The sequence below is a fragment of the Stenotrophomonas sp. 2YAF26 genome (assembly GCF_052114625.1).
Taxonomy (GTDB): domain Bacteria; phylum Pseudomonadota; class Gammaproteobacteria; order Xanthomonadales; family Xanthomonadaceae; genus Stenotrophomonas; species Stenotrophomonas indicatrix.
Genome location: NZ_JBFRFC010000015.1, coordinates 171,623 through 184,997 on the forward strand (window position 1 = coordinate 171,623; position 13,375 = coordinate 184,997).

2 protein-coding genes are annotated in these 13,375 nt (G+C 69.0%); both read right to left on the minus strand.

Features of this window, described 5'->3' with window-relative positions:
- Positions 1–130 precede the first annotated feature (130 nt).
- Entirely contained in the window at positions 131–8,587 is an 8,457-nt protein-coding gene (locus tag AB4Y98_RS16035; protein ID WP_363729739.1) for an ESPR-type extended signal peptide-containing protein, read from the minus strand.
- A 440-nt stretch (positions 8,588–9,027) separates the two neighbouring features.
- Entirely contained in the window at positions 9,028–12,912 is a 3,885-nt protein-coding gene (purL, locus tag AB4Y98_RS16040) for a phosphoribosylformylglycinamidine synthase (protein WP_363729737.1), read from the minus strand.
- Between the last annotated feature and the right edge of the window lie 463 nt (positions 12,913–13,375).

Sequence of the window (13,375 nt, forward strand, 5' to 3'; positions counted from 1 at the left end):
GGCGGAGCTCACTACGGCCATCACTCCCTGCGACTGCCCTGGCTGGCCCACCAGGGTTGCCGTGCCACGCCCCTTTGGCGCTCACTGCTCGACGTGCCGATGGGATGCCCACCGGCACGTTGTTGCGCACTTACCAGCCGAAGCCGGCACCGACGCCGACCGAGCTGTCATCACTGCTGAAGGCACCACCGACGGTGACCGTGGCGCGATCGCTGATCGCACGCTGGTAGCCCAGCGACATGGCCGACTCGCCGCCCTGGAAACCGATGCCGACGCCGACCCGGTTCTGGGTGCGGATGCCGGCGGCACTGGTGGCCATGTTGAGCATCGCTGCGCTCATCGCGCCCTGGCGGTCGATGCGGCGATCCATGTGGCGCAGGCGTCCATCAACTTCGCCCTTGAACACATCGAAGCTGTCGGTGACTGCCTGAACGCGGCTGTCGGTGTAGCTGTTGGCGGTGGTGATGCCACGATCCAGCTGGCCCTTGTTGACCGCATCGGTTGCGGTGGTACCGGCCGCCACGTTGGTGACCTGGCGTTCGTTGCCCTCACTGCCGACCGAGACGGTGTTGGCGCGATCGGCAACCGAGCCCTGGCCCAGCGCCACCGCATTGGCCGCCGTTGCACTCGCGCCCTGGCCGACAGCGGTGGACGATGCACCGCTGGCGACTGCGCCATCGCCCATCGCGACGGCGTTGACGCCACCGCCTGCGACCAGTGCTGGCTGAGCACTGCCTGCGCTGGCAGCGGTCGGCGTGCCCTGCACACGGGCCGTTGCCGATCCGCCATCAGCCAGGCTCGCGTCGGTGGCAGCCGACGCCGTGGCCACGTTGGACGCGTCTGCGTCCAGCGGAGCGGCCATCGAACGCAGGCTGGCCGCGCCGGAACGCGTGCCGCTGGCGGTGCGACGATCGATCTCGCTGACCTTGCGGTCCAGTGCGCCCAGCGCGTCGCCGACGTTGCTGTAGGTGGACCCCTGGATCACATAGTTCGGCGCGACGAACACGCCCTGCATGCCGACGCTGGCACCGCCGCCGAGGAAGCTGGCGGCATCGCTGAGCGACTGGAACAGCTGCCCACCGTTGATCGCCTGGCGGCTGCCGGAGGCGATGCTGCCGGCGCCGACGTTGTCGATGGTGGTGCCCTGGATACCGGCCAGGGTCAGGCGGTCACGGCTGGCATCGTCGTAGCCGACCGAGCTGGCCGCGCTGGTTTCAACGGTGGCGATGCGCGAGTCGAAATCACCGACCCGGGTTTCCACCGCACCCACGCGCTGGTTGGTGACGTTGAGCTGTGAACCGGTCACGGCGTCGCTGCTGCCGGCGGCGATGCGGCCATCGGCAACGTTGACGATGCGGCGCGTAGCAGGACCATCAGTGCCGTTGCCGCCACCGACCGACACCACGTTTGCATCCACCGCACGCGCGCCGGCACCGAGTGCCACTGAGTTGCTGCCGGTGACGGCGGCATTGGCGCCTACGGCCAGTGATGCGTTGCCGACGGCGCTGGCGTTGCTGCCCAGTGCATTGCTGCGGTTGCCACTGGCAGTGGCACTGGAGCCCACCGCCACTGCGTTGGTACCGCTGGCAGTGGCGGTGCCGCTGCCGTTGGCACGGAAGTGCCTGCTGGTGGCGTCGGCGGTGGAGGCCACTGCATCCAGCTGGCCCTTGTTCACCGCATCGTTGGCCTGGGTACCGGCGGCCACGTTGGTCACCTGGCGGTTGATCGCGCTGTGGCTGACCCCGGCAGCATCGACCCACTCCTGCGCCGCACCCACCGATACCGCATTGGCACGGTCGGCCAGCGAACCTGCACCGAGCGCCACGCTGTTGTCGGCGTCCTTGGTGGTCCAGGTATTGCTGCCCAGCACGGTGGCATTGGTGGCCTGCGCATAGCTGTTGTAGCCGACCACGGTGGCACCGTCCTCGGTGGCCCATGCCTCGCTGCCGATCGCGGTGGTGTACTGGCCCGTGCCGACGCTGTTGGCGTCCTGTCCGGCCAGCGCGTTGAAGCCGACCGCCACGCCATTGAGCCCGGTGGTGGCATTGTTGCCCAGTGCGGTACCGAACTGGCCGGCGCGCGCCTGCACGCCGAAACCAGCACCGGCGATCTGCGCGACGGTGCCCTGGCCCACGGCTGTGGACACTTCGGCGGCCTGCGCGCCACTGCCCAGCGCGGTGCCGAAGAAGGCGGACGTGGCACCGGCGCCGTAGGCGGTGGACTGCCAGCCGTTGGCCGACGAGAAGTTGCCGACGGCGGTGGCTTCGCGACCATCAGCGGTTGCGCCATAACCGACGGCGGTTGCGGCCAGCCCGTTGGCCTGGGCGATGCCGCCGACGGCGACCGCACCGATGCCCTGCGCCTGGGACTGCGCACCGAGGGCCACACTGGCCGGGCCTGCGCTGCTGCTTTCCACGCCGATGGAAATCGCGCCACCGGCCGTGCTGCTGGCGCTGCTGCCGATCGCCACACCGTCTTCACCACTGGCCAGCGCATTGAAGCCGACGGCGGTGGCGTTGGCCGCGACCGCGGTGGCACCACTGCCGAGCGCACTGGCGCCATTGCCGAGCGCATTGGCCGCTTCACCGGCCGCCAGCGCATTGTCACCTTCGACGTAGGCACCGGCATCGCTGTCGGCACTGCCGCTGGCCTGGAAGTGCTTGCTGGTCTTGTCGGCGACACTGGCCACTGCATCCAGCTGGCCCTTGTTCACCGCATCGGTGGTCTCGGTGCCAGCGGCAACATGGGCGACCTGGCGTTCGTTGCCTGCGCTGCCGACGGCCACCGTGTTGGCACGGTCCGCCTTCGAACCCGCACCAAGGGCGACGCTGTTGGCAGCGCTGGCCGTAGCGCTGGCACCCAGGGCGGTGCTGTCAGCCGCGTCGGCCCACGCATTCCAACCGATCGCGGTGGCGTAGTCGTCGGTGGCCCATGCACCGGCACCGAAGGCCGCCGCACCGGTACCGCTGGCACGCGACGGGATCAGGCCGAAGAAGGTGCTGCCACCGATGGCGACACTCTCTGCGCCACTGGCTTCGCTGGATTGACCGACGGCGACCGCACCGCTGCCTGCTGCTGCTGCACCGAAGCCGACAGCCGTGGTGTTGGCACCGGTCGCCGCCGAGCCGTAGCCCAGTGCGGTGCCGAGGCGGCCGCTGGCTTCGCTGTAGCCACCGATGGCGGTGGTGCCATCGGCCGAGGCCGCACTGCGGAAACCACTGGCCAGCGATTGCGCACCGCTGGCGACAGCCTCCGCACCGTTGGCGGTGCTGTAGACGCCGCTGGCCTGTGCAGCCGTGCCGGTGGCGGTGGCGCTGATGCCACTGGCTACCGCACCGTTGCCGAGTGCGGCACTGTCTGCGCCGGTGGCCTGTGCGTTGCTGCCCACCGCGGCCGCATTGCTGCCCGTGGCCAGCGTGTTGAAGCCCACGGCGGTCGCGTTCGCGGCCATGGCCGTGGCACCACTGCCGAGCGCGGTGGCGCCGTTGCCGATCGCATTGGCCGCTTCACCGGCAGCCAGTGCGTTGTCTCCTTCCACGTAGGCACCGGCATCGCTGTCGGCGCTGCCGCTGGCCTGGAAGTACTTGCTGGTCTTGTCCGCCGTGGCGGCGACAGCATCGAGCTGGTTCTTGTTGACCGCATCGGTGCCTTCGGTGCCAGCGGCAACGTGGGTCACTTGGCGTTCGCTGCCGGCACTGCCGACGGCGACGGTGTTGTCACGGTCAGCCTTGGAGCCTGCGCCCAGGGCCACGCTGTTGGCGCCGTTGGCGGTAGCGCTGGCACCCAGCGCGGTCGACTCGGCGCCATCGGCCCACGAGTTCCAGCCGATGGCGGTGGCGTAGTCGTCGGTAGCCCAGGCACCGGCGCCGAACGCCGCTGCGCCGTAGCCACTGGCACGCGACGGCACCAGGCCGAAGAAGGTGCTGCCACCGATGGCCACGCTCTCATCGCCGCTGGCTTCGCTGGAATCACCCATGGCCACCGAACTGGCGCCCGACGCCGCAGCGAACACACCGGCAGCGGTGCTGTTGGCACCACTGGCCACGGTGCCATAGCCCAGCGCCGAGCCGAGGCGACCGCTGGCTTCGCTGTAGCCGCCCACCGCCGTGGTGCCGTCTGCAGTGGCTGCCGAACGGAAGCCGCTGGCCAGCGACTGCGCACCACTGGCAACTGCCTCGGCACCGTTGGCGGTGCTGTACACCGCCGTCGCCTGCGCGCCTGCACCGGTCGCGGTGGTGCTGATTTCGCTGGCCACCGCACCGCTGCCGAGGGCCGCGCTGTCTTCACCGGTCGCCTGCGCGTTGTTGCCCACTGCGGCCGCATTGCCGCCGCTGGCCAGGCTGTTGAAGCCCACCGCCGTAGCGTTCGCGGCTACCGCCGTTGCGCCACTGCCAAGTGCGGTGGCACCGGTGCCGATCGCATTGGCGGCTTCACCGGCAGCCAGCGCGCTGTCACCTTCCACGTAGGCACCGGCATCGCTGTCGGCGCTGCCGCTGGCCTGGAAGTACTTGCTGGTCTTTGCGCCTTCGGCAGCCACCGCGTCCAGCTGGTCCTTGTTCACCGCATCGGTACCCTGGGTACCGGCGGCCACGTTGGTGATCTGGCGGGTGTTGCCGCCGCCACCGACCGACACGGTGTTGTCGCGGTCGGCAATCGAATCGGCACCCAGCGCCACGCTGTTGGCACCGCGCGATTCAGCCGCATTGCCCAGCGCGGTGCTGTTGATGCCCGGCGCATAGGCGCCGCCACCGACCGCGGTGGAATAGTCGCCGGATGCTTCGGTCGCCAGCAGGCCGAACAACGATCCACCGACGGCCACGGCATTGGTGCCGGTAGCCAGGCTGCCCTGGCCGGTGGCGGTGCTGTAGGCACCGGACGCTTCCGAATCGCCACCAAGCGCGACGCTGTTGGAACCGGAGGCGTTGGCAAAGTTGCCGAAGGCAGTGGCGTTGAATGCCGAGGCGTTGGCGTAACCGCCGATGGCGGTGCTGTAGCCACCGGTCGCTTCGGCACCAATGCCGAATGCTGCCGAAGCGGTGCCACTGGCCACGCTTTCACTGCCGACCGCAGTGGCGGCCTCACCGCTGGCGTTGCTGAAGTAGCCTACCGCCACGGCTTCTTCGCCGCTGGCTTCGGACAGCACGCCGCTGGCGGTGCTGCCAGCGCCGCTGGCCACCGCGGCCGCGCCGAAGGCCGCACTCTGCTCGCCGCTGGCTTCGCTCTCGGCACCATGAGCAGTGGCGTATTCGCCGGTCGCCTGTGCGTTGGCACCGATGGCGCTGGCATTGGCCGCGCTGGCCAGGGCATTGAAGCCGATGGCCTGTGCGTTGCCGGCCAGTGCATTGGCGCCACTGCCGAGGGCGGTTGCGCCGTTGCCGATGGCGTTGGCCGATTCACCCGCGGCCAGCGCGTTGTCACCTTCCACGTAGGCACCGGCGTCGCTGTCGGCACTGCCGCTGGCCTGGAAGTACTTGCTGGTGGTCGCGGCACTGGCTGCAACCGCGTCGAGCTGCGACTTGTTCACCGCATCGGTGGCCTGGGTACCGGCCGCCACACTGGTGATCTGCCGCTCGTTGCCCGCGCTGCCCACTGACACGCTGCGATCACGGCTGGCCACCGAACCGGCTCCCAGCGCAACCGCGTTGTTGCCACTGGCCGTGCTGCCCGCGCCCAGGGCGATCGCGCTTTCCCCGCCGGCCACCGTGTTGGTGCCGATGGCGATGCTGTTGATGCTGTTGCCCAGCGCCTGGAAGCCCAGCGCAACACTGTTGTCGCCGTAGCTGAAGGCGCCGCGGCCGACGGCGGTGGAACTGGTGCCGTTGGCCCAGCTGTTGTAGCCGATGGAGGTGGCACCGTTGGCGCTGGCCCATGCCGCCGGACCAAACGCGGAGGCATTGCGGCCGGTGGCCCACGCGCCGGCACCGAAGGCGGTGGCGCCTTCCTCGCTGGCAGTGCTGTAGCCACCTACGGCGGTGCTGTCATCGGCCTTGGCGAAGGCGCTGTCGCCGACGGCGACGGCATAGCTGCCGGTAGCGCGCGACTTGCCGCCTGCCGCGAAGCTGTTGTCGCCGGTGGCCTGTGCCGCATTGCCGAAGGCGCTGCTGCTGGCACCGGTCGCCTGCGCAGCATTGCCGACGGCGGTGGAACCGGCCGAGGCGGTGGTGCCGATCTGCACCGGGTTGCCCTGCTCATCCAGCAGCGGCTGGTTGTATTCGTCGTAGGCCTGGCCGAGGCCACCCACGGCTACCGCACCGTCACCGTCGGCGAAGGTATTGCGACCCAGCGCCACGCTGTCGGCGCCGATGGCCGCAGCGCCCGCGCCCTGTGCCAGCGCGCCGGCACCGATGGCGTTGCTGGCCGAACCCGCCGCTACCGCACCCTCGCCCTCTGCATAGGCGCCAGCATCGCTGCCGCTTTCCGGCTGCGCCTGGAAGAAGCGCGCGGTGGTGTCGGCGGTGCTGGCCACGGCGTCCAGCTGGGCCTTGTTCACTGCATCGGTGGCTTCGCTGCCGGCCGCCACGCTGGTGATCTGCCGCTCGTTGCCGGCACTGCCCACGGCCACGCTGTTGGCGCGCACCGCTTCGGAATTGGCGCCCAGTGCAACGCTGTTGGCACCACGCGCAGTGGCGTAGTAGCCGACGGCGGTGCTCTGCGCACCGCTGGCCCAGGTCTGCGCACCCAGCGCGCTGGCGTTCTCGCCCGGTGCATAGGCGAAGTAGCCCACTGCGACGGATTCGGCACCGGAGGCCTCGGTCAGGCTGCCATTGGCCACGGCCTGGTTGCCGCTGGCGATGGCACCGGCACCGACGGCCGTGGCCGCTTCGCCACTGGCCTGGGTCTGCACGAAGAAGCCCAGGCCCGGGATCAGGTCGGCCGGACCACCGATGGCCACGCTGCTGGTGCCGGTAGCGTTGCTCTGCGTACCAACGGCCGTGGAGTAGTCGCCGATGGCATTGGAGACCGCACCGAACGCCGACGACTGCGCACCTGCCGCGTAGGCACCCACGCCGTACGCCGAGGCGGCGAAACCACCGGCATCGGCGCTGGCGCCGACGGCGGTACCACCGACCCCGGCACTGGTGGCGCCGGTCTCTACCGGCACGCCACCACTGGTGATCAGCGGATTGCCATCGGCATCCACCGCAGCACCGCCGACGGCGACGCTGCCCGGGCCGACTGCCTGCGCGTTGTTGCCGAAGGCCGCGCTGTTCTGGCCAGATGCAAGCGCGTTGTTGCCGACCGCAGTGGCGTTCTGCGCGACGGCGGTCGCACCTGCACCGACGGCGGTCGTACCGTTGCCGATCGCATTGGCGGCTTCGCCAGCGGCGAGCGCGTCATCTCCCTCGGCCAACGCACCGGCATCGCTGTTGCTGCTGCCGGTGGCCTGGAATCGCTTGGCGGTGGTATCGGCTACCGCTGCCACGTCCTTCAATTGAGCGACGTTGACCGCATCGGTATCTTCGGTACCGGCGGCAACGCTGGTGATCTGCCGGGTCAGGCCGTAGTCGACCGCACCCACCGACACGGTATCGACGCGGTCGGCCAGCGAGCCGGCGCCCAGCGCCACGCTGCCGGTAGCCACGGCCGCCGAATTGGAACCCAGCGCGGTGCTGTATTCGCCCACCGCCGTGCTGAACGCACCGACGGCAATGGAGGCTTCGTTGGCGGCGGTCGCACCACGGCCCAGCGAGGTGCTGCCGGGGCCCATCGCCACGGCACCCGCGCCGACCGCGGTAGCGCCATCGGCGCTGGCTTCGGACAGTGCACCCAACGCGGTGGCTGCACCGTTCTCGCTGGCGGCCACGGCACTTGCACCTACCGCCGTATCGCCAAGGCCGAAGGCGGCCGCACTCTGCCCGACCACTACGCTGGCATCACCGAAGGCGAGCGCGTTCTGGCCGAAAGCACTGGCACCAAGTCCTGCGGCAATCGCCTGGGTGCCGACCGCGGTGGTCGCGTTGGCCAGCGACTGGCTGCCACTACCGACCGCGATGGCGCCCTGGCCTTCGATCTTTGCCGCGTCGCTGTCATCACCAGCGCCATCGGCCTTGAAATAGCGGCTGCCCTCGGCCGCCGCCTGCGCAAGCGCGGCCTGCGTGGCGCGCGCCTGTGCATCCAGCTGTGCCTTGTTCACCGCATCGGTGGCGGCGGTACCGGCGGCGACATTGGTCACCTGCCGTTCCTTGCCGGCATCACCGACAGAAACGGTGTTGGCGCGCGTTGCCTTGGAACCGGCGCCCAGCGCCACGCTGTTGGCGCCGGTGGCGCTGGTACCCGCGCCAATCGCCACCGCGTTGCTGCCCTTGGCGCTGGCACTGCCATCGACCACGCACTTGTCCAGCACCTTGCTGTTGAGCACCACGCAGTTCGCGCTGCCCCCAATCTCGACCGACTGCGCCGCAGCGACGCCGGTCATGCCCAGTCCCATTGCCAAGGCCAGCGCTGCAGCCAGTCGTGCCGGCGCGGCATCGGTCGCACCGCGGCGCTGGTCGACGACCCCGCCTGATGAGCTGGAAGAGGCCAGTTCCGAGGCCACCACCAACTGACCCAATGCTTTGTTCCAGACCTTGCGATAAATCCGATTCATCGGTACGGCTCCTGATTGGACTGGTTTTGGGCAAAGCAACGCCACCGCCGAGCCTTCGTGGCCCAACGTCCCCTGGGGGCGTTTATTCGCGTGATTTACTGCGGGTATTGCCGAACGGCGCGCAGGGACAGAAAACCGAGCGCATGCGCCGTACGGTTACTGCGGGATGAACAGATTTGAAACGGGGGTCAAGTGTTAACGGCATCTTTGCGGATCGTCAAGAGTTTGACGCAGCAAAACCCATTGCCGTGAAGCAGTTCACTGTTTCACTTGTTTATGTACGCATTTTGTTAGGCGCACGTGAGGAAATCCTCACTTATGAAAACGCATGTAACTGATGGCCAGTTCAGGAGTTTCCGTATGGACAAAGAAAAACCCGCCGGTTTCCCGGCGGGTTCTCCATACGCGATGGCATCGTCAGCTGCGCAATGCGCGTGCGATCAACCGCACCACACCCGTGCGTTGCGGAACATGCGCATCCACGGTGAATCACCCTGCCAATCGGACGGGGCCCAACTCAGGTTGAGCGCGCGCGGGGTGCGCTCCGGGTGCGGCATCATGATGGTCACCCGGCCGTCGGTGCTGGTCAGGCCGGTGATGCCGTCGGGCGAACCGTTCGGATTCAGCGGGTACTGGCTGGCGACGTTGCCGTTGCCATCAATGTAGCGCAGCGCGACGCGGGCTGTGGCCTGGTCGACGGCGCTGTCGAACACCGCCTGGCCTTCGCCGTGCGCCACCGCCACCGGCAGGCGCGAACCGGCCATGCCACGCAGCAGGATCGACGGCGACTCCACCACTTCCAGCAGCGCGGTGCGGGCTTCGAACTGCTCGCTGGCGTTGCGGCGGAACTGCGGCCAGTGTTCGGCACCGGGGATGATGTCCTTCAGCTGGCTCATCATCTGGCAGCCGTTGCATACGCCCAGGGCGAAGCTGTCCTCGCGCGCGAAGAACGCGGCGAAGGCATCGCGCAGCGCAGTACGTTCCAGGATCGAGGTCGCCCAGCCGCGGCCGGCACCGAGCACGTCGCCGTAGCTGAAGCCGCCGCAGGCGACCAGGCCGGTGAAGTCCTGCAGCGCCACGCGGCCTTCAATGAGGTCGCTCATGTGCACGTCGAATGCGCGGAAGCCGGCACGTTCAAAGGCGTTGGCCATTTCAATCTGGCCGTTGACGCCCTGTTCGCGCAGGATCGCAACGCGCGGACGCGCCCCGGTCTGCACGAACGGTGCGGCGACATCCTCATTGGGATCGAAGCTCAACTTCGGCTTCAGGCCCGGCGCGGTGAAGGCGCGGGCGATCTCGCGCTCGGCATCGGCGTTGGCCGGATTGTCGCGGCGCTTCTGCATGGCGTGGGTGACCGACCACCAGGCGTCGAACAACGCTTCCCAGCGCCATTCGGCCAGCGAATCACCACCCAGCGACACCCGCACCACCGGCGCGGTGGTCGGCTTGGCGATGCGCTGCGCGCATTCGGTCAGCGCGTGGCGCTCGACCAGGTCGGCGAACGCAGCGCGGTCTTCGCGGGCGATCTGCACTACGGCGCCCAGCTCTTCATTGAACAGGCTGCGGAACGGATCATCGCCCCAGGCGTCGAGGGTGATGTCCAGGCCCAGGCGCGAGGTGAAGGCCATTTCGCACAACGCGGCGAACGCGCCACCGTCGCTGCGGTCGTGGTACGCGCGCAGCAGGCCGGACTGGCGTGCATCGCGGATCAGCTCGAAGAAGCCACGCAGGCGCTGCGGATCGTCCAGGTCCGGGGCGGCACCGGCGAAGGCCGGCAGGTCGCCGTGGTCGGCGTGCACCTGGGCCAGGATCGAACCGCCCAGGCGCTGCTTGCCGGCACCGAGGCCGATCAACCACAGCTCACTGTCGATATCGCGGTCCAGCAGCGGGGTCAGCTGCTGGCGTGCATCGGCCACCGGCGCGAACGCGGTGATCACCAGCGATACCGGCGACACGCTCTTGTGCGCCGCGCCCTGGTCGTGCCACTGCGCCTGCATCGACAGCGAGTCCTTGCCCACCGGGATGCTGATGTCCAGCTGAGGGCACAGTTCCATGCCGACCGCCTTCACCGCGTCGTACAGCAGCGCGTCTTCGCCCGGGTGGCCTGCAGCGGCCATCCAGTTCGCCGACAACTTGATTTCATCGAGCGCGTCGACCGGGGCTGCGCACAGGTTGGTCAATGCTTCGCCAACGGCCATGCGGGCCGAAGCGGCAGCGTCCAGCAGCGCCAGCGGCGTGCGTTCACCCAGTGCCATCGCCTCGCCGGCCACGCCGTCGAAATCGGCCAGGGTGATCGCCACGTCGGCCACCGGCAGCTGCCACGGGCCAACCATCTGCTCGCGCGCGGTCAGGCCGCCCACGCTACGATCGCCGATGGTGACCAGGAAGTTCTTGGAGGCTACCGTCGGATGCGCGAGCACGCGCAGACCGGCTTCCTGCAGATCCAGGCCACCGGTCTTCAGCGCCGGCCAGCGTGGTGCCGGCGGGTGCGCGGTATCACGGTGCATCTTCGGCGGCTTGCCGAACAGCACGTCCATCGGCAAATCGATGGGTGCATCGGCCGGGATGTTGCCCGGCACGGCACCATAGGCCACCACCAGGTGTTCGGCTGCGGTGGCGACACCGACCGCAGCGAACGGGCAGCGCTCGCGCGCGCACAGCGCGGCGAATTCAGCCAGGCGCTCCTGCGCCACACCGAGTACGTAGCGCTCCTGCGACTCATTGCACCACAGCTGCATCGGCGACAGCGACGGATCGTCGGTGGGCACCTTGCCCAGGTCGATGATGCCGCCCACGCCGGAATCGTGCAGCAGTTCGGGAATGGCGTTGGACAGGCCACCTGCACCGACGTCATGGAAGAACTTGATCGGGTTGTTGGCACCCATCGCCACGCAGCGGTCGATGACCTCCTGGCAGCGACGCTCCATCTCCGGGTTGTCGCGCTGCACGCTGGCGAAGTCCAGGTCCTCGGCGCTTTCACCGGAGGCGACCGAACTGGCGGCACCGCCGCCGAGGCCGATCAGCATCGCCGGGCCGCCGAGCACGATCACGGCATCGCCGTCCTGCAGCAGGATCTTGTCGACCTGCACGCGATCAATGGCGCCGAGGCCACCGGCCAGCATGATCGGCTTGTCGTAGGCGCGCACCAGGTCGGCGCCTTCCGGCAGTTCGAAACTGCGGAAGTAGCCGAGCAGTGCCGGGCGGCCGAACTCGTTGTTGAACGCAGCGCCGCCGAGCGGGCCGTCGGTCATGATCTCCAGCGCCGGCGCCATGCGCGGGTTCAGCGCGCGCGGCGCTTCCCACGGCTGCGGCAGCTCGGGAATGCGCAGGTGCGAGACCGAGAAACCGCTCAGGCCGGCCTTCGGCTTGCCGCCGCGACCGGTCGCGCCTTCATCGCGGATTTCGCCACCCGCGCCGGTCGACGCGCCCGGGAACGGGGCGATTGCGGTCGGGTGGTTATGCGTTTCCACCTTGATCTGGAACGCGCTGGGCACCTGCGGTTCGCGGCGGTACTCGCCGCTGGCCGGGTCCGGGCGATAGCGCGAGGCCGGATGGCCTTCGATCACCGCCGCGTTGTCGCTGTACGCACTGAGCGTGTGCTGCGGGGTCTGCTGGTGGGTGTTCTTGATCATCCGGAACAGCGAGCGGTCCTGCTCCTGGCCGTCGATGGTCCAGCTGGCGTTGAAGATCTTGTGCCGGCAGTGCTCGGAATTGGCCTGCGCGAACATCATCAGTTCCACGTCCGACGGCGACCGGCCCAGCGCGGTGAAGCGCTCGCGCAGGTAGTCGATCTCGTCCTGCGCCATGGCCAGGCCGAGGCGCTGGTTGGCGGCCTCCAGCTGGTCCACCGGCACGCGCTCCAGTTCGCCACGGGCCGGGGTCGAGAACAGGGACTGGCCCTGATCGACGCGCTCCAGCACCGACTGCGTCATCGGGTCGTGCAGCACCTTGACCAGCGCCTGCTGGGCGGCGGCGTCTGTCGGCCAGCCCTGCACGTCGATGCGCAGGCCGCGCTCGACCCGGCTCACCGGCTGGCCAGCACCGCGGACCAGTTCGCTGGCCTTGCTCGACCACGGCGACAGCGTGCCCAGGCGCGGCACCACGATGCGGCTGACCGCACCGTCAGCGACCGCCTCGGACTGCGGGCGGGCTTCCAGGATGCGGCACAGGGTATCGACGTCGGGGGCGGCAGTGCCCTCGGCCTGCACGAAGTAGACGTGCCAGGCACCGCTGATGCGCAGGGAGGGAGCGATGGACTGCAGGCGGGATTCAAGACGTTCGCGGCGGAACGGCGACAGGGCGGGCGCGCCCTCGAGGACCATCATGTCCGGGGAACCGTAGTTGGGAAACGGGCCCGACATTGTACCGGAAGCGGGGATAGGCTTCGGCCGGGCGGCGCCCGGCACCCGCCGAAGCGGTAGTGCCGGCCGCTGGCCGGCAACCTCAACAGCAACAGCAGAAGCTGGCATTCCGTGGGATGGCAGGGTGGATCCGGTTGCGGGGGACGCCGTAAACCCATCCCTGGGGGCTTGGCCGCGGCATCCATGCCGCGGACACCCCCGCAACCGGACCCACCCCGCCTTCGACGGATCTCCGCGATCTGTCGGTAGATCCACGCCATGCGTGGATGCTCCCGGTCGTGCCGGCCGCTGGCCGGCCACCAGGGAAATGCGGAAATCAAACGCCTGAGAGCGAAGCGATCGGCGTTTGATTTTGATCTCTTGTTCGTCTTTCGTGGCTGACGCCACAGGAACCTGTCGGGGGCCGGGCGGGTGGGCTGCGCAGGGG